Origin of the sequence: Mycobacterium sp. 012931 (assembly GCF_000419295.1) — a bacterium.
Lineage (GTDB): Bacteria > Actinomycetota > Actinomycetes > Mycobacteriales > Mycobacteriaceae > Mycobacterium > Mycobacterium marinum.
On the sequence record NZ_AOPX01000001.1, the window covers coordinates 4,394,488 to 4,412,559 of the forward strand.

An 18,072-nucleotide genomic window follows, 5' to 3' on the forward strand; every position below is an offset into this window, starting at 1 on the left:
GGATGTCCGAAACGCGCGTCGCGCCGCACAGCGTGCGATATCGCGAACGACTTTGGGTCCCCTGGTGGTGGTGGCCGTTGGGCTTCGCACTGGCAGGACTCATCGCGTTCGAGGTCAATCTGGGTATAGCCGCTCTCGCGGACTGGCTCCCGTACGCGATTTTGTTCACTGTGGCGGCCGCCGCATTGCTGTGGCTAGGCCGAGTCGAGATCCGAGTCATCGCCGGCGCGGATGGCGAAGTCGAGCTATGGGCCGGCGAGGCGCATCTGCCTGTCACCGTCATCGCCCGCTCCGCCGAAGTTCCACGCACGGCGAAGTCCGCGGCTTTGGGCCGTCAACTCGACCCAGCAGCGTATGTCCTGCACCGAGCGTGGGTCGGGCCCATGGTTCTGCTCGTTCTGGACGACCCAGACGACCCGACGCCGTACTGGCTGGTGAGCTGTCGCCACCCCGAGCGGGTCCTATCTGCATTGCGCAGCTGACCGATCAGGCGGCGCAGTCGGTACAGATCATCAAGCCGTTCTTCTCGCTGGCCAGGCGGCTGCGGTGTTGCACCAGGAAGCAGCTCGAGCAAGTGAACTCGTCAGCCTGCTTCGGAATGACACGCACCGACAGCTCTTCGCCGGATAAGTCAGCCCCTGGCAGCTCGAATGACTCAGCGGATTCCGATTCATCCACGTCGACCACCGACGAGGCGGCCTCGTTCCGTCGAGCCTTCAGCTCCTCCAGCGAATCCTCTGACACGTCGTCAGACTCTGTCCGCCGTGGAGCGTCATAGTCGGTAGGCATTGTTCCGTCCCCTCGCATGCCCTCATCACTTCAAGCAACGCTTTGTACCAGCGTCGAACGCATCCACCAAACGATTCGTGCCCGTATCTTGCTTGATTCAACTGTGATTTACGTCACATCTCTGAATCGGCCCTTGTAATCAGGCCTAAACGGTGCGGACAGCGTGCGGACTAGAGTGCACGTGTGGTCGCACAAATCACCGAGGGTACCGCCTTCGACAAACACGGTCGGCCATTCCGGCGACGCAACCCCCGGCCCGCCATCATCGTCGTGATTCTGCTGGTGGTCTTGACCGGTGTGGTGTGGACAGTCGCGCTGACCCGCCCACCGGACATCACCGAGGCCGCGGTGTGCAACCCGCCGCCCCAACCGGCCGACGCGACGGCAACGGTCAAACTCGGTGAGCGGGTGTCGCGCACCGAAATGACCGACGTCACACCCGCACAACTGGGCGAGACCAAAGTCCGGGTGCTCAATGCCAGCGGCCGGGGCGGTCAAGCCGCCGACGTCGCTGGGGCGCTAAAAGACCTCGGATTCACCCAGCCGACCGCAGCAAACGACCCCGTCTATGCCGACACCCGTCTGGACTGCCAAGGCCAGATCCGATTCGGCACCGCCGGACAAGCGACCGCGGCGGCGGTATGGCTGGTCGCACCGTGCACCGAATTGTTCAACGACGGCCGGGCCGACGACTCCGTCGACCTCGTCCTGGGCACCGACTTCACCACCCTGGCGCACAACGACGACATTGACGCGGTGCTGAGCAGCCTGCGCCCGGGCGCCACCCAACCGCCGGACCCAACCCTGATAGCAAAGATCCACGCCAGTAGCTGTTAGCCGACTCAGTCCAGGGGTTCGAGCGCATTGAGTCGCTTCAGGACCCCCAACAGCTCATCGGCGACCCCAGGCGCGGCGGCGACGACCAAACCGGCGCCAACGACATCCGAGGCGGGCAACACCACCCGCGCTCCGGCCTCGGCGGCGATCAGCGCTCCCGCGGCGCGATCCCACAACTGCAGCCCGTGCTCGTAGTAGGCGTCGAGACGGCCGGCCGCGACCATGCACAGGTCCAGCGCCGCCGAACCGATCCGGCGCACGTCGCGGACCATTGGCAGCATCCGGGCCAGCAGGGCGGCCTGGGTGGCCCGGCGTCCCGCCGAGTAGCCAAACCCGGTGCCCAGCAACGCCATCGACAAATCCTCCACCGCGGTGCAGCGCAGCTCGCGGGTTCCCTGCTCGTCGGTGACGTGGGCGCCCTGGCCAAGCGCCGCCGAATACACGCTGCGGCCCACCACGTCGGCGACCGCCCCGGCCACCGACACGCCACCCACCTGGGCGCCGATCGACACCGCATAGGCCGGGATGCCGTAGACGAAGTTCACGGTGCCGTCGATGGGATCCAGCACCCAGGTAACGGCATCGTCGGGCGCCGGCGCCGAATCCGCGGGACCGCCACCCTCCTCCCCCACAATCGGGTCCCCGGGCCGAAGTTGCGCCAGTCGACTGCGCAGCAACCGTTCCGCATCGGTGTCGACGACGGTCACCGGGTCGGTCGGGGTGCTCTTGGCCCGCACCGCGTCCGACTCGTCAGCCGCGGCCGGATGGGCGCCAAACAGCTCGGCGCGCCGGCTGCGCACGAATTCGGCCGCCTCGGCGGCCAGGGTCTCAGCCACCACACGCAGCCGCGCAGGGTCGTTGTCAGGTCGTGTCACCGCTCTATCGCATCACAGTCGCCCCACGCAGCCCGCTCCTCACCACGCCAAGCCTGGTTTGTCGCCGGGCTCACCCCAAACAGCCCGCTCCTCACCAGGCCAAGCCTGGTTTGTCGCCGGGCTCACCCCAAACAGCCCGCTCCTCACCAGGCCAAGCCTGGTTTGTCGCCGGGCTCACCCCAAACAGCCCGCTCCTCACCAGGCCAAGCCTGGTTTGTCGCCGGGCTAAGGTGATCCGGACACAAAACGTCTCGCCACGTCTCGCCGAGGAGATCCGATGAACAGCACCGACCCAATGGCCCAAACCGCCGGTGCCGCACAGCCGCATCGCGGATTCGGGATTGACGTCGGCGGCAGCGGCATCAAAGGCGCGATCGTCGACCTGGACACGGGCCAGCTAATCGGCGAGCGCATCAAGCTGGCGACCCCGCAGCCCGCAACTCCGTCAGCGGTTGCCAAGACCATCGCCGAGGTGGTCGATCGATTCGGCTGGACCGGCCCGCTCGGGGTGACCTATCCGGGCGTGGTCACCCACGGCATCGTTCAGACGGCGGCCAACGTGGACAAGTCGTGGATCGGTACCAACGCGCGCGAGGTCATCAGCGCCGAATTGAACGGCCAGGACGTGACGATCCTCAACGACGCCGATGCGGCCGGGCTCGCCGAGGAACGGTACGGCGCCGGGAACAACCAGCCCGGCCTGGTGGTGCTCCTCACCTTCGGAACCGGTATCGGGTCGGCGGTCATCAACGACGGCACGCTCATACCCAACACAGAATTTGGCCATCTCGAGGTCGGCGGCAAGGAGGCCGAGCAACGGGCCGCGTCGTCGGTCAAGGAGAAAAACGACTGGAGCTACGAGAAGTGGACCAAGCAGGTGACGCGGGTCCTGGTGGCCATCGAAAACGCGATCTGGCCTGACCTTTTCATCGTCGGCGGTGGCATCAGCCGCAAGGCCGACAAGTGGGTGCACCTGCTGGAGAACCGCACGCCGGTGGTGGCGGCGACCCTGCAGAACACCGCCGGGATTGTCGGCGCGGCAATGGCCTCCAGCACCGATGTGACGCACTGAATTCTGCCCGCTCGGGCGGTGCACGCGCGCAGTGAAGTTACAATGGTCGTCGGCGACAGCCCAACCGATAGCGCGCGAGTATTCACGCTGATATCAACGCCGACATTCGACATAACAGACACTTTCGGTTAAGCACGCCCAGCCGCAGCCGGAAGTGAGTACCACCGAAGGGGTGTATGTGGCAGCGACCAAGGCAAGCCCGGAGACCGGTGAGCCGGTGAAACGCACCGCCACCAAGTCCCCGGCCAAGGCTGGGGCCAAGCGACCGACGAAGACCGCAAACGGCGCGGCCCCCGCCAAGCGGGCCGCAAAAACACCAGGTCAAGCCGACGACGCCACTACCGGCGACGCCCCGAAGAAGACGCGTCCGTCGGCCAGAGACACCAAGGCCGCCCGCGGAACCAAGGCGCCGGGCGAAGGCGCAACGGACCCAGACGCCAATCTGGACACCGCTGACGATCTTGATGCCGATCCGGACATCGACGTCGACTCCTCCGACGATCTCGACCTCGACTTGGATGACCTCGAAGACGAGGACGAAGCGGCCTCCGACGAGGCCGAGGGCGACGACGACTCGGACGAGGGCGACGACGCCGAGGACGGCGATGGGGCCAAGGCACCCGCGGCCGCGGCGCCGGGAACCCCTAGCGATGAAGAAGAGATCGCCGAGCCCAGCGAGAAAGACAAGGCTTCGGGGGACTTCGTCTGGGACGAGGACGAGTCGGAGGCATTGCGCCAGGCGCGCAAGGACGCCGAACTGACGGCATCCGCCGACTCGGTCCGCGCCTACCTCAAGCAGATCGGCAAGGTGGCGCTGCTCAACGCCGAGGAAGAGGTTGAGCTCGCCAAGCGCATCGAGGCCGGTCTCTACGCGACACAGCTGATGGCTGAGTTGACAGACCGCGGCGAGAAACTGCCCGCAGCCCAGCGCCGCGACATGATGTGGATCTGCCGCGACGGTGATCGTGCGAAAAACCACCTGCTGGAAGCCAACCTGCGTCTGGTGGTCTCGCTGGCCAAGCGCTACACGGGCCGCGGGATGGCGTTTCTGGACCTCATCCAGGAAGGCAACCTGGGCCTGATCCGTGCGGTCGAAAAGTTCGACTACACCAAGGGCTACAAGTTCTCCACCTACGCGACGTGGTGGATCCGCCAGGCCATCACCCGTGCCATGGCCGACCAGGCCCGCACCATCCGGATCCCGGTGCACATGGTCGAGGTGATCAACAAGCTGGGCCGCATCCAGCGCGAGCTGCTTCAGGACCTGGGCCGCGAGCCCACGCCGGAGGAGCTGGCCAAAGAAATGGACATCACCCCGGAGAAGGTGCTGGAGATCCAGCAGTACGCCCGGGAACCGATCTCGCTGGACCAGACCATCGGTGACGAAGGCGACAGCCAGCTCGGTGACTTCATCGAAGACAGCGAAGCGGTCGTCGCGGTGGATGCCGTGTCGTTCACCCTGCTGCAAGACCAGCTGCAGTCGGTGCTGGACACGCTCTCCGAGCGCGAGGCCGGCGTCGTACGTCTGCGCTTCGGTCTCACCGACGGCCAGCCGCGCACGCTCGACGAGATCGGCCAGGTCTACGGCGTCACCCGGGAACGCATCCGCCAGATCGAGTCGAAGACGATGTCCAAGCTGCGCCACCCCAGCCGCTCGCAGGTGCTGCGCGACTACCTGGACTGACATCCCGCGTAAGCGCACCGGATCAGCGGTTCTCTTGCAGCTCCGGCGCACCCGCCGCGCGTTGTGGGGACCGTTGGCGTCGCCATCTACCTGAGGTGTCGAATAGCTGCGACCCGCCAGCGATTGCTGACATCCGGTGCACCAGGGCATAGTGTTCGGCGTACACATCGTGTTCTTTGGCAGTACTGACGCTCCCCGGGAGGTCGCCCATGCCGTCCTATGTGTTCGCCACGCCCGAGGCTCTGACCACGGTTTCGTCGGACCTGGCCGGGATCGGCATCGCCATTCGGTCGGCGAATTTGACGGCTGCGCCCTCGACAACGCAGGTGTTAGCCGCGGCACAGGACGAGGTCTCGGCGGCGATCGCAGGGTTCTTCAGCGGCCATGCCCAGCAATTTCAGACGCTCAGTGCGCAGGCCTCGGCCTTTCATGACCAGTTTGTGGAGACACTGAGCGGCGCCAGTGGCGCCTACGCGGCAGCCGAAGCGGCCAGCACCTCGCCGCTGCAGAACCTCGAACAGAGCTTGCTGGCGGTGATCAACGCCCCTAGCCAGGCGCTGACGGGGCGCCCGCTGATCGGCGATGGAGCCAACGGATCCCCGGGCACCGGGCAAAACGGCGGTGACGGCGGATGGCTGTGGGGCAATGGAGGCAATGGCGGCTCGGGTGCGCCCGGCGGCGCCGGTGGGGCCGGTGGGTCGGCGGGGCTGTGGGGCCGCGGGGGCGACGGGGGCGTCGGCGGGGACGCCACTATCGCCGGCGGGCCTGGCGGTAACGGTGGCGCCGGCGGAGCCAATGGGCTGATCGGAGGCGGTAACGGTGGCGCCGGTGGCGCCGGTGGCGCTGGCGCCCCAGGCGGCGACATCGCCGGTGGTACCGGCGGTGCCGGTGGCATCGGCGGGGCCAACCGTCAGCTTCTTTCACTAGACGGGACCGGTGGCGCCGGCGGCGGCGGCGGGTTCGGCGGCATCGGCGCTGCTGGAGGTGATGCCGGTGCCGGCGGGGCCGGCGGGGCCAACCAGGCGCTGTTGGGCGGTACCGGCGGCACTGGCGGAAACGGCGGCAACGGCGGTGCCGGCGGCGCGGGCGGCGGGCTCGGTGGCCAGGGTGGCGTGGGCGGTACCGGCGGCGTCAACCACGCGCTGCTGGGCGGCACCGGCGGTCACAATGGCCTTAACGGCAGCAACGGCAGTGACGGCATCACCGGGACGGGCTCTACCGGGGTGTACAAGCCCTACGTCGACATCACGCTGTGACCCTACCCGGATGGATCCGGATACAACTTCTCTGACGCCGCCAACGCGGGCATCACAGACGTCACGCTCGCGTTCATCACCGCCGACACCACAAATGGCCAAGCTGCCTGGGGTGGGTATACCGCCTACGACGTCACCGGCGGCTCCCAAATCTCCTACATCGAGAACCAGATCACCAACATGACCAACGCCGGCATCAACGGGACCATCTCCTTCGGTGGCCAGGCCGGCACCCCGCTCGCTGTGTACGCCGCGAACAACTCTCTCACCGCCACCCAGTTGGCCGCGCAGTATCAAGAGGTGATGAGCACCTATGGGATCTACAACATCGACTTCGACGACGAAGGCGCCATTCTGACCAACAGCTCGGCACTGACGTTGCAGGCCCAGGCGATCGCGCTCTCCCAGGCGTGGGGCACGGCCAACGGGACCCCGGTAACGGTCTCCTACACCGTTCCGGTGGCGCCCTCGGGTCTGACCGCTGAGGGCATGGCGCCGATCAATGCCGCGATCAGCAGTGGCGTGAACGTGTCGACAGTGAACATCATGGCGATGGACTACTACGACGACACCACCCAGATGGGCACCGCGGCAATCGACGCCGCGACCGCCACTCATGGTCAGCTGATGACGCTGTATCCCTCGCTCAGCAGCGATCAGGCGTGGGCCATGCTCGGCGTGACGCCCATGATCGGCGTCAACGACGACACCAGCGAAATCTTCACCCTCACCGACGCCCAAACGTTGACCTCGTTCGCGCAGGACAACAACATCGGCCAACTGTCGATGTGGCAGCTTCCTCGCGACCAGACCGGCGATATCGGGGTATCGAACAACAACGGCAGCGGAGTGGAACAGACGCCCTTCGAGTTCTCCGAGATCTTCGAGCAGTACGCCAGCAACTCCTGAGCCCGACCGCGGCCTGCCAACACATCTCGGCCTGCCCTCCCGCTGCATCGGCTTGAACTGCGGCTCAAGAAATTGAGCTGCACTCAGGGCCACTGAGGTCCTACTGTGACGCGCATGTCAACCAGCCGCACCATCATTTCGTCGGAATCGGATTTCGAGTCGGCCGTCGGTTACTCGCGCGCAGTTCGCATCGGCCCCCATGTCGCGGTGGCCGGAACGACCGGCAATGGCCCGGCCGGTGACATCGCCGCGCAAACCCGAGACGCCCTGCGGCGCATCGAGGTCGCACTCACCGATGCCGGGGCCAGCCTCGCCGATGTGATCCGCACCCGGATCTACGTGACCGACATTTCACGGTGGCGCGAAGTCGGCGACGTGCATGCGCAGGTCTTCGGCCACATCCGTCCGGTAGCCACCATGGGCGAGGTCTCCGCACTCATCGCGCCCGACTTGCTGGTCGAGATCGAAGCCGACGCCTACGTGCAGTCGCCAGGCGGGCAGCCAAGCCCCGAGACCGACCCGAAGGTGCCGTCGGGGCCTGGCCGGTAGGCGGTCACCCCGACCACCGCCTGCACCGGCAGCGGCCCATACAAATGCGGGAATAGCATCGAGGCCGGATCCGTTGGAACGCCTGGTTGCCACCGCACCGGTGACTGCAGCGCAGCAGGGTCGATGTGGAGCAGAACCAAGTCTGGACGGCCGTGGAACAGTCGATTCGCCGGAAGGTGCACCTGTTCGGGCGTCGACAGGTGGATGAACTCGGCACCAGGTTGTGGCGTTATGCACCCATGGTGACGAGCGTGCAACCACTCCTCGGCACCGCACATGTGCACCAGTGAACCGACCGTCGCAGACATACAGTCAGCTTGCCCGACCCGCAGGTCAAAAACTCGTGAGAAACGACACACCTCACAGCGGTCGGGGAACAAGGCGAAATCCCCATACGTCTGACAGAGTGAACTTACGCCAGGAACGGAGAAGCCATGAACGCAACTCTGACCAGTCCCGAATTGACTAGAGCAGACCGCTGCGACCGCTGCAGTGCAGCAGCGCGGGTGCGTGCGAAGCTGCCTTCTGGAGCCGTACTTCTCTTCTGCCAGCATCACGCCAACGAGCATGAGGCCAAGCTGCTCGAGCTAGCCGCAGTGCTGGAGGTCAGCGGCGACTAGATGCACCGAGCCAGCCCGGAGCCAACGTCGGCTGACCGAGCAGTCTTCGGTAATGCTGGACTGGTATGAGCGACCAAGTCCCCAGGCCGTCCCGCCATCACATCTGGCGTATTAGTTTAAGAACCCTCTCCAAAAGTTGGGACGACTCGATCTTTTCCGAGTCGGCGCAAGCGGGTTTCTGGTCGGCGCTGTCGCTGCCGCCGCTGCTGTTGGGAATGTTGGGCAGTTTGGCTTACGTGGCTCCGCTGTTCGGGCAGGACACGTCGCCCGCGATCGAAAAAACGATCATCTCGATGACCCACCGCTTCTTCTCCCCCAGCGTGGTCGACGAGATCATTGAACCCACCATCCGCGACATCACCGCCAACGCTCGTGGTGAGGTGGTATCGGTGGGTTTCCTGATCTCGCTGTGGGCAGGGTCATCGGCGATCTCGTCCTACGTCGATGCCATCGTCGAGGCCCATGACCAGACTCCCCTGCGTCATCCGGTGCGCCAGCGGTTCTTCGCACTCTTTCTCTACGTCGTGGGATTGCTGTTCATCGTCATCTCGGCGCCGGTGGCGGTGATGGGCCCGCGCAAGGTGAGCGAACACATCCCCGACAGCATGTCCAACCTCATGCACTACGGTTACTACCCGGCCCTGATCGCGGTACTGACCGTCGGGGTGATCATCTTGTACCGAGTATCGCTGCCGGTGCCGCTGCCGACCCATCGACTCATCCTGGGTGCCGTGCTTGCGATGGCGGTGTTTCTCATCGCCACGTTGGGGCTGCGGTTCTACTTGGGATGGATCACCCACACCGGCTATACCTACGGTGCACTGTCCACCCCGATCGCTTTCCTGCTGTTCGCATTCTTCGGCGGTTTTGCGGTCATGATCGGCGCCGAACTCAACGCCGCCATCCAAGAGGAATGGCCGGCACCGGCAACCCACGCGCACCGGCTGCGCAATTGGCTGCGGGCACGCACGGCTGCGGCTACCGGGTCCGCGGATTCGGAGTCACCGCAGTCCAACACCGCGGTCGACCCGCCGTCCTGATCAGTCCCTCTTGAGCTGTTCGTAGATCTGCTTGCAATCCGGGCAGACCGGCGAGCCCGGCTTGGCCGCCCGAGTCACCGGAAAGACCTCGCCGCACAACGCCACCACGTAATTGCCCATGACCGCGCTCTCGGCGATCTTGTCTTTCTTGACGTAGTGGAAGAATTTGGGGGTGTCGCTGCCGGTCCCGTCGTCGACGCGTTCTTCGGTATCGGGACGTTCGATCGTCTGCGTCTCCATGTATGACATTGTGCCTCCTGACTCGCTCCTGCCGGAATCCACCGGATGTGGGAGAGTGGAGGTATGACGCGAGACTCGGAGTTGAGTTTCGACGACTTCGACGACAAGCACCGCCCAGTGTTGATCACCGGCGCTGCGCCGTCCTACGAGGTGCAGCACCGAGCGCGAGTGCGCAAGTACCTGACCCTGATGGCCTTTCGGATCCCGGCGCTGATCCTTGCCGCGATCGCCTACGGCCTCTGGCACAACGGTTTGATTTCACTGCTGATCGTGGCCGCCTCGGTGCCGTTGCCATGGATGGCCGTACTCATCGCCAACGACCGGCCGCCGCGTAGCTCCGATGAGCCCCGCCGCTTCGACGACGCCCGGCGGCATACCGCCCTGTTCCCCACCGCTGAGCGGTTGGCGTTGGACGCCGGGCTGGAAGACCCCGCGCCACGGTGGGACGCGCAGCGCTTCGACGAGCGGGGCTAGTCCGGGTTCCGGTCAACCGACCCGGCGACACATTTCTCAGGACATTCTCAGCTCGGCGGCACATTCCTGCACGTCACGGGGTGTGAGATGACAGCTGCGCGGGAACTCTGCGGTGGAACCTGTCGTTAATCCTCATGACAGCACAAGCCGATCGGGAGGGCGAAATGGCACAGCCCATAGCAAGAGGCATCGTAGGCCGGGTTGACAGCGATCTGGACGCTCAAAGCCCTGCAGCGGACTTGGTGCGCGTGTATCTGAACGGCATCGGCAAGACGGCGTTGCTCAACGCCGAGGGCGAGGTGGAACTCGCCAAGCGCATCGAGGCCGGGCTCTACGCGGAGCATCTGTTGGCAACCCGCAAGCGCCTCGGCGACAACCGCAAACGCGAACTCGCCGCCGTGGTGCGCGATGGCGCGGAAGCGCGCCGCCACCTATTGGAAGCGAACCTGCGGCTGGTGGTGTCGTTGGCCAAGCGCTACACGGGTCGGGGCATGCCGTTGCTGGATCTCATCCAGGAGGGCAACCTGGGCCTGATCCGCGCGATGGAGAAGTTCGACTACACAAAGGGATTCAAGTTCTCGACGTACGCCACCTGGTGGATCCGTCAAGCCATCACCCGCGGCATGGCCGACCAGAGCCGCACCATTCGGCTGCCGGTCCACCTGGTCGAACAGGTCAACAAGCTGGCCCGGATCAAGCGTGAGATACACCAGAATCTGGGCCGCGAAGCCACCGACGAGGAACTCGCCGCCGAATCCGGCATTCCCGTCGAGAAGATCAACGACCTGTTGGAGCACAGCCGCGACCCGGTGAGCCTGGACATGCCGGTCGGCTCGGAGGAAGAGGCCCCGCTGGGCGACTTCATCGAAGATGCTGAGGCCATGTCCGCGGAGAACGCGGTCATCGCCGAACTGCTGCACACCGACATCCGCAGCGTGCTGGCCACCCTCGACGAACGTGAGCATCAGGTGATCCGGCTGCGCTTTGGCCTCGATGACGGCCAGCCACGCACCCTGGACCAGATCGGCAAACTGTTCGGCCTTTCCCGCGAGCGGGTACGTCAGATCGAGCGGGACGTGATGTGCAAGCTGCGCCACGGCGAACGCGCCGACCGGCTGCGCTCATACGCCAGTTGAGTAGTCAGCCCGTTGCCCGCTAGGTTGAGAGGCTAGGTACGAGACGGTGTGCCCGCCGCTATACGCGGCGGGCATACTGCTGCGGTGGGGTGTTTTGGCAGACCATGCAAGCAGCTGGCCAAGTAGACTCGGCGGCAACGGAGGATGCTGAATGAACGACTTGGTTGATACCACCGAGATGTATCTGCGGACGATCTATGACCTCGAAGAAGAGGGTGTCACCCCATTGCGCGCCCGGATCGCCGAGCGGCTCGAGCAAAGTGGGCCCACCGTCAGCCAGACCGTGTCGCGGATGGAGCGTGACGGGTTACTGCGCGTGGCCGGCGACCGCCACCTCGAATTGACCGACAAGGGCCGGGCCCTGGCGGTCGCGGTGATGCGCAAGCACCGCTTGGCCGAACGTTTACTCGTCGATGTCATCGGGTTGCCGTGGGAAGAGGTGCACGCCGAGGCATGCCGGTGGGAGCACGTGATGAGCGAAGACGTCGAACGGCGTCTGGTCAAGGTGCTCAACAACCCCACCACCTCCCCCTTCGGCAATCCGATTCCGGGTCTGCTGGACCTCGGTGTGGGACCGGAGTCCGACTCCTACGAAGCCAACTTGGTGCGGTTGACCGAATTGCCGTCGGGATCACCGGTCGCGGTGGTCGTCCGCCAGCTCACCGAGCACGTTCAGGGCGATATCGACTTGATCAGCCGGCTCAAGGACGCCGGCGTGGTACCCAACGCGCGGGTGACCGTCGAAACCAGCCCGGCCGGCGGGGTGACCATCCTCATCCCGGGACACGAGAACGTGACCCTGCCCCACGCGATGGCACACGCGGTCAAGGTCGAGAAGGTCTGACCTAGCCGGCGCATCGACCGTAGGGGCCCGATGCCCGCCGCGGAGGTAACTGCACCCCCAGCTGCTTTGCCAGCCGATAACCGGTGACCGCGAGGTCACGGATGTGCTCGGGGCGCAGACCGGACTGCAGCGCCGTGTCCAGCATGCCGGCCATGCGATGTCCTGGCGCGCAGCGCAGCGCCGCGTCCAGGGAAACCCCGGTCAGCGGCCCATCACCGCGCACATAGGCGCTGAACGCGAGCAAGACCAGCGCTTCGGCCCGGCATGGCGCCGGGAGCGCCCACGCCAGCACGCCCCACAAGGATTCGGCCTCATCCGCGTTTTCACCGACGGCAAGGGCATACAGCGTGTCGCGGACCTGAACGTCGGTCAGCGCGCATCCCAGCCGCGCCAGCTCCACCTCCGACAGGGATTGCCCGTCGGCAACCCGCGCGGCGGCGGCCATCGCGCTCTCGACGTCGCGGCGGGCGCATCGCGACGGGTCGGCCCGGTAGGAGATCTCCCGCTCGGCCGCGTGTTCGGCGAGGGCCCCGGCCAACTCGCCGGCACGCGCCGACTCGTCCAGCTCGACGACGGCTTGCAGGTCGGCACGCCGCGGGTAGAGACGGCGCCCGTCCAACACCGCCGCAACGGCCAGCGGCGACGCCGCCGGGTCGTCTATCAGCCCGCTAGAGCCGCACCCATCGACGCAATGCCAGCGTCCGCCCACCGCGATCTGGTCCACCACATGCGCCGCCCGCAGCACCACGTTGTGTTGCGAGAGCGCCTCGGCGAGCGCCGCGCACACTCGCCGGTACACCTCATTGCACGCCGGGCACTGTGCGCCGCCCTCGTCGACGATCACCGCGATGGCGGCCTGCGGATCGGCCCCTCCCGCGACCTCGGCGAGATGCTCGACCCGGTCAACAAGCAGGGCAACAAGGTCCTCGGACAAGTCGGCGCGCAGCACCGAACCCAGTTCGCCGTCATCGAGAGATACCAAGACCAGAGACTTTTCCGGCACGAATCCGAGAATGGCCAGAAGTGCCGCAATAAGTGCGGCAGGACGATTCAGTTCAAATTCAGATCGATGCTTCGTCATAGGCCTCAACGCTGGCCCTGCACACCGTCAGCCGGTGCACACACCGGGCGACCCAACTGCCCTCCTGTGGACGAATTGCCCACTGTGCGTTCTACTGTCTATTCCATGGGGTCGATGCGCGAATACGACATGGTGGTTATTGGTTCTGGGCCTGGCGGCCAGAAGGCCGCCATCGCCTCGGCCAAATTGGGTAAATCCGTCGCGATCATCGAGCGCGGCCGCATGCTGGGCGGGGTATGCGTCAATACGGGCACCATCCCGTCAAAGACGTTGCGCGAGGCGGTGCTTTACCTCACCGGCATGAACCAGCGCGAACTCTACGGAGCCAGCTACCGCGTCAAGGACCGAATCACCCCCGCCGACCTGCTGGCACGGACTCAGCACGTGATCGGCAAGGAAGTCGACGTGGTGCGTAACCAGCTGATGCGCAACCGGGTCGACCTGATCGTCGGCCATGGCCGCTTCGTCGACCCGCACAGCATCGTGGTCGAAGACCAGACACACCGGGAAAAGACCACGGTGACAGGCGATTACATCGTCATTGCCACCGGCACCAGGCCGGCCCGGCCATCCGGGGTCGAGTTCGACGAAGACAAGGTCCTCGACTCCGACGGGATCCTGGATCTCAAGTCGCTGCCGGCCTCGATGGTCGTGGTGGGCGCCGGAGTGATCGGGATCGAGTACGCGTCGATGTTCGCCGCGCTGGGCACCAAGGTGACCGTCGTCGAGAAGCGGGACAACATGCTCGACTTCTGCGATCCCGAGGTCGTCGAAGCGCTGAAATTCCACCTGCGCGATCTGGCGGTGACATTCCGGTTCGGCGAAGAGGTCACCGCGGTCGACGTCGGCTCAGCGGGAACGGTCACCACCCTGGCCAGCGGCAAGCAGATCCCCGCCGAAACGGTGATGTACTCCGCCGGACGCCAAGGCCAGACCGACCACCTGGATCTGGCCAACGCCGGACTCGAGGTCGAAGGTCGCGGGCGGATCTGGGTGGATGACAAGTTCAGGACCAAGGTCGAACACATCTACGCGGTGGGCGACGTCATCGGCTTCCCGGCGCTAGCCGCAACATCGATGGAGCAGGGCCGTCTCGCCGCCTACCACGCATTCGGCGAACCCACCGACGGCATCACCGAACTGCAGCCGATCGGCATCTACTCCATCCCCGAGATTTCCTACGTCGGGGCCACCGAGGTGGAGCTGACCAAGAACTCGATCCCCTACGAGGTGGGCGTAGCACGCTACCGCGAGCTGGCCCGCGGTCAGATCGCCGGCGACTCCTACGGCATGCTCAAGCTGCTGGTCTCCACCGAAGATCTCACCCTGCTGGGCGTGCACATCTTCGGTACCAGCGCCACCGAGATGGTGCACATCGGGCAGGCCATCATGGGCTGCGGCGGCACAGTCGAGTACCTGGTCGAGGCGGTGTTCAACTATCCGACCTTCTCCGAGGCCTACAAGGTGGCCGCGCTCGACGTGATGAACAAGGTCCGGGCGCTCAACCAGTTCCGCCGCTGATCGGGCCTCACAAGCACGCGTCGTCGAACTCGACCGGCGGGTCGTCGCCGGGTCCGCCGGCTTCGGCACGAACCAGAAGGGCAGCGGCGTGTTCGTCCAACGGTGCCGAATACGAGACGCTCTCGGTGCAGCCACCGCCTTCTAGACCACCGATTACCCCAGTGACGGTCCCAGCACTGACCCAGGGCGCCCCGCTTGTGCCGGCCACCAGGCCGTCGCATGACAATTCCGGAAACCCGCCCTCCGTGACCTCGGTGTTCGCCGAACAGGCGATGGGCGTGTCATCCAGACCCGCCGGGTAGCCGGTGACGGTCACCGGGGCGCCCCGCGCCGGGGCTCGGCCCAACAGCAGCGCGGAGCCGACCCGTGCTTGCAGCGATCCATCGCCGCTGACGCGGGCGATCGCGTAGTCGGCGCGCGGATCCTGGTTGGCGATCCAGCGTGGATCGAAATAGACCTGGTCGATCTTCCATCTCGACGGCGGCGGGTCGGCGCCGCCGAATCCCGGGATGAAGGACACCGCCGTGTGACCGCCCAGCAGGCAATGCGCGGCGGTCAGGACGAGGTCACCGCTGGTCGAATGCAACACCGCGCCCGTGCAGATGTGCACCGGCCCGTCATCGAGGAAGATCGCGCCACCCGCGGGTCCGGATCCACCGGGACGGCCACCGCGGCCTGGTTGCCGGGCGGGCTGGACCGCTGCCCGGGCAAGGAAGTTTGCTCAGACCGCTCACCGGCGCTGGGGGCTTGGCTGGTTGGCCGCCCGCAGCAACTCAGTAGCAGCGCCAGGCCGCCCCACAAGCAAATCACCGCAGCCAGGTTGCGCATCGACACCCATCTTGACCCATCTGGCCCCACCGCCGGGCGGCAAGCGGATGCGGATCGCTTTCACCTCGCCAATACACTTGTCAGCAACCCGCGCCACCGCATGACGCCGGCGACAGCGAATACAGCCGGGCGCTCGCGCGTTATGTATGAAACGAACAAACGAGTTTGTAATTAGTCACTGGTGCCCACTGATCTGCGAGACACTGATCAGGGCACCCTGGTCCGACCCCTGAGAGGAGGCAACACCCATGGCGCATGACCAAGACCCAGGCGAGGCGCAGGACTACCAGCCGGGCCAATCCGGCATGTATGAGCTTGAGTTCCCCGCGCCCCAGTTGTCGACGTCCGATGGCCGCGGTCCCGTGTTGGTGCATGCTTTGGAGGGCTTCTCCGACGCCGGTCATGCGATCCGGCTAGCCGCCACCCACCTCAAGGATGGTTTGGACACCGAGCTGGTCGCGTCGTTCGCGATCGACGAGTTATTGGACTATCGCTCGCGGCGACCGATGATGACGTTCAAGACCGACCACTTCACCAAGTATGACGATCCAGAGCTGAGCCTTTACGCACTGCGTGACAGTGTCGGCACACCGTTTCTGCTGTTGGCCGGGATGGAACCCGACCTGAAATGGGAGCGGTTCATCACCGCTGTTCGCCTGCTGGCCGAGCGGCTGGGGGTGCGCCAGACCATCGGATTGGGCACCGTTCCCATGGCCGTCCCGCACACGCGTCCCGTCACGATGACCGCTCACTCCAACAACCCGGAGCTCATCGCGGACTTCCAACCGTGGATTTCCGAAATCCAGGTTCCGGCGAGCGCATCCAACCTGTTGGAGTACCGGATGGCTCAGCATGGCCACGAGGTCGTCGGATTCACCGTGCACGTCCCCCACTACCTCACCCAAACCGACTACCCCGCTGCCGCGCAGGCACTGCTGGAACAGGTGGCCAAGACCGGTTCACTGGACCTTCCTCTAGCCGCACTAACAGACGCATCGGCGCAGGTCGGAGCCAAGATCGATGAGCAAGTACAGGCAAGCGCGGAAGTCGCTCAAGTGGTGGCAGCCCTCGAGCGCCAGTACGATGCGTTCATCGACGCCCAGGAAAACAGATCACTGCTAACGCGCGACGAGGATCTGCCTAGTGGCGACGAGCTGGGCGCGGAGTTCGAACGATTCTTGGCCCAGCAGGCAGAGAAGAAGTTCGACGACGACGACCAGCCATAACGCCCCCAAAAAATACGCCCCGGTCGGCCAGACAATGAGGTTGCCGAGATGACCGAGCGCAAGCGCAATCTTCGCCCGGTGCGGGAAGTGACTGCGCCGTCGCTTCAGTTCCGCACCATCCACGGATACAAGCGAGCGTTCCGGATCGCCGGGTCAGGTCCCGCGATCCTGCTAATCCACGGGATTGGCGACAATTCCACCACTTGGACCGGTATTCACGCCAAGCTCGCCCAGCGGTTCACCGTCATCGCCCCGATCTGCTGGGGCACGGAAGGTCCGACAAGCCGCGCGCCGACTACTCGATCGCGGCCTATGCCAACGGCATGCGCGACCTGCTCAGCGTGCTCGACATCGAGCGCGTGACCATCATCGGCCATTCGCTCGGCGGCGGCGTTGCCATGCAATTCGCCTACCAGTTCCCACAGTTGGTGGACCGACTCATTCTGGTCGGGGCCGGTGGAGTTACCAAGGATGTCAACGTCGTCTTCCGTTTGGCCTCGCTGCCGATGGGCGCCGAGGCGTTGGCGTTGTTGCGGCTGCCCATGGTCCTGCCAACGGTTCAGCTCGCCGGCAAGGTGTTGGGCATGGCACTCGGCTCCACCGCGCTCGGCCAAGACCTTCCCAATGTGCTGCGAATACTCGACGACCTCCCCGAACCAACGGCCTCGTCGGCTTTCACCCGCACATTGCGGGCCGTGGTCGACTGGCGCGGCCAGATCGTCACGATGCTCGATCGCTGCTACTTGACCCAGGCCATCCCGGTGCAGATCATCTGGGGCAGTCGAGATGCCGTGGTCCCGGTTCGCCACGCCGAAATGGCACACGCGGCCATGCCGGGATCCAAGCTCGAGGTCTTCGAGGGATCCGGACATTTCCCGTTCCACGACGACCCCGCTCGTTTTATCGACATCGTCCTGCGCTTCATCGACAGCACCCAGCCTCCCGAATACGATCAAGCGGCGCTTCGGGAACTGCTGCGCACTGACGGCGGTGAACGAACCGTTTCGGGCCCGGCCGACACCCGCGTGGCGGTGCTCAGCGCCATGGGTTCTGACGAACGCAGCGCCACCTGACCAGCCCTTATGCCGACG

Annotated in this window: 18 protein-coding genes and 2 pseudogenes; 14 read left to right on the plus strand and 6 right to left on the minus strand. The window is 65.4% G+C overall.

Annotation, left to right across the window (positions count from 1 at the left end; genetic code table 11):
• Nucleotides 1–2: 2 nt before the first annotated feature.
• Complete coding sequence (locus MMSP_RS19315; protein WP_011741130.1) at nt 3–482, plus strand: DUF3093 domain-containing protein; 480 nt, start codon at nt 3–5, stop codon at nt 480–482.
• Between the two features lie 4 nt (nt 483–486).
• Here MMSP_RS19315 and MMSP_RS19320 read toward each other — a convergent pair whose 3' ends face one another.
• Nucleotides 487–789 (minus strand): DUF4193 domain-containing protein, encoded by a 303-nt coding sequence (locus tag MMSP_RS19320; RefSeq protein WP_011741131.1) that lies wholly within the window; start codon nt 787–789, stop codon nt 487–489.
• A gap of 183 nt (nt 790–972) precedes the next feature.
• Between MMSP_RS19320 and cei the strand changes: the two genes are divergently transcribed.
• Nucleotides 973–1,626, plus strand: coding sequence for an envelope integrity protein Cei (gene cei / locus MMSP_RS19325; protein ID WP_012393797.1), 654 nt, complete (start codon nt 973–975; stop codon nt 1,624–1,626).
• A gap of 5 nt (nt 1,627–1,631) precedes the next feature.
• On the opposite strand, the gene MMSP_RS19330 is transcribed toward cei, so the two are convergent.
• Nucleotides 1,632–2,501, minus strand: a complete 870-nt coding sequence (locus MMSP_RS19330) for an inositol monophosphatase family protein (protein ID WP_011741133.1) — start codon at nt 2,499–2,501, stop codon at nt 1,632–1,634.
• A gap of 277 nt (nt 2,502–2,778) precedes the next feature.
• Between MMSP_RS19330 and ppgK the strand changes: the two genes are divergently transcribed.
• The 4 genes and pseudogenes from ppgK to MMSP_RS19350 all read left to right on the plus strand — a co-directional run bounded on the left by ppgK (nt 2,779) and on the right by MMSP_RS19350 (nt 7,971).
• On the plus strand, nt 2,779–3,573 hold the full coding sequence (ppgK, locus tag MMSP_RS19335; RefSeq protein ID WP_020787973.1) for a polyphosphate--glucose phosphotransferase: 795 nt from the start codon (nt 2,779–2,781) through the stop codon (nt 3,571–3,573).
• A 178-nt stretch (nt 3,574–3,751) separates the two neighbouring features.
• Nucleotides 3,752–5,257, plus strand: coding sequence for an RNA polymerase sigma factor (locus MMSP_RS19340; protein ID WP_036427429.1), 1,506 nt, complete (start codon nt 3,752–3,754; stop codon nt 5,255–5,257).
• Nucleotides 5,258–5,466: 209 nt separating this feature from the next.
• Nucleotides 5,467–7,422: pseudogene (locus MMSP_RS29940) on the plus strand (PE domain-containing protein).
• Nucleotides 7,423–7,536: 114 nt separating this feature from the next.
• Nucleotides 7,537–7,971 carry a RidA family protein gene (locus tag MMSP_RS19350; protein ID WP_020787977.1) on the plus strand — a complete coding sequence of 145 codons (435 nt, stop codon included), beginning with the start codon at nt 7,537–7,539 and terminating at the stop codon, nt 7,969–7,971.
• On the opposite strand, the gene MMSP_RS26290 is transcribed toward MMSP_RS19350, so the two are convergent.
• Complete coding sequence (locus MMSP_RS26290; protein ID WP_083866433.1) at nt 7,899–8,279, minus strand: DUF952 domain-containing protein; 381 nt, start codon at nt 8,277–8,279, stop codon at nt 7,899–7,901. The genes MMSP_RS19350 and MMSP_RS26290 overlap by 73 nt on opposite strands.
• Before the next feature lie 126 nt (nt 8,280–8,405).
• On the opposite strand from MMSP_RS26290, the gene MMSP_RS19355 reads away from it, so the two are divergent.
• A complete protein-coding gene (locus tag MMSP_RS19355; RefSeq protein WP_011741138.1) occupies nt 8,406–8,591 on the plus strand; it encodes a hypothetical protein in 186 nt (61 codons plus the stop codon).
• Between the two features lie 65 nt (nt 8,592–8,656).
• On the plus strand, nt 8,657–9,631 hold the full coding sequence (locus MMSP_RS19360; RefSeq protein WP_020787978.1) for a YihY/virulence factor BrkB family protein: 975 nt from the start codon (nt 8,657–8,659) through the stop codon (nt 9,629–9,631).
• Here the strand turns inward: MMSP_RS19360 and MMSP_RS19365 are convergent, their stop codons facing one another.
• Nucleotides 9,632–9,871, minus strand: coding sequence for a DUF3039 domain-containing protein (locus MMSP_RS19365; RefSeq protein ID WP_020728402.1), 240 nt, complete (start codon nt 9,869–9,871; stop codon nt 9,632–9,634).
• A gap of 45 nt (nt 9,872–9,916) precedes the next feature.
• On the opposite strand from MMSP_RS19365, the gene MMSP_RS19370 reads away from it, so the two are divergent.
• The 3 genes from MMSP_RS19370 to MMSP_RS19380 all read left to right on the plus strand — a co-directional run bounded on the left by MMSP_RS19370 (nt 9,917) and on the right by MMSP_RS19380 (nt 12,325).
• Entirely contained in the window at nt 9,917–10,345 is a 429-nt protein-coding gene (locus MMSP_RS19370; protein WP_020787979.1) for a DUF3099 domain-containing protein, read from the plus strand.
• 164 nt (nt 10,346–10,509) lie between these two features.
• Nucleotides 10,510–11,481: a sigma-70 family RNA polymerase sigma factor SigB gene (gene sigB, locus MMSP_RS19375; RefSeq protein ID WP_015355326.1), complete on the plus strand. Its 972-nt coding sequence runs from the start codon at nt 10,510–10,512 to the stop codon at nt 11,479–11,481.
• Between the two features lie 151 nt (nt 11,482–11,632).
• Entirely contained in the window at nt 11,633–12,325 is a 693-nt protein-coding gene (locus MMSP_RS19380) for a metal-dependent transcriptional regulator (protein ID WP_012393787.1), read from the plus strand.
• A gap of 1 nt (nt 12,326) precedes the next feature.
• On the opposite strand, the gene MMSP_RS19385 is transcribed toward MMSP_RS19380, so the two are convergent.
• The gene (locus MMSP_RS19385; protein WP_036426733.1) at nt 12,327–13,406 is read right to left on the minus strand and encodes a DUF4192 domain-containing protein; all 1,080 of its coding nucleotides are present in this window, start codon (nt 13,404–13,406) and stop codon (nt 12,327–12,329) included.
• A 114-nt stretch (nt 13,407–13,520) separates the two neighbouring features.
• On the opposite strand from MMSP_RS19385, the gene sthA reads away from it, so the two are divergent.
• Nucleotides 13,521–14,927, plus strand: a complete 1,407-nt coding sequence (gene sthA / locus MMSP_RS19390) for a Si-specific NAD(P)(+) transhydrogenase (protein ID WP_086085828.1) — start codon at nt 13,521–13,523, stop codon at nt 14,925–14,927.
• Nucleotides 14,928–14,934: 7 nt separating this feature from the next.
• On the opposite strand, the pseudogene MMSP_RS19395 reads toward sthA, so the two are convergent.
• Nucleotides 14,935–15,761, minus strand: a pseudogene (locus tag MMSP_RS19395) (serine protease).
• Nucleotides 15,762–16,003: 242 nt separating this feature from the next.
• Here MMSP_RS19395 and MMSP_RS19400 point away from each other — a divergent pair.
• On the plus strand, nt 16,004–16,981 hold the full coding sequence (locus MMSP_RS19400; RefSeq protein WP_012393783.1) for a proteasome assembly chaperone family protein: 978 nt from the start codon (nt 16,004–16,006) through the stop codon (nt 16,979–16,981).
• Nucleotides 16,982–17,184: 203 nt separating this feature from the next.
• Complete coding sequence (locus MMSP_RS19405; protein ID WP_020787984.1) at nt 17,185–18,054, plus strand: alpha/beta fold hydrolase; 870 nt, start codon at nt 17,185–17,187, stop codon at nt 18,052–18,054.
• Nucleotides 18,055–18,072 lie beyond the last annotated feature (18 nt).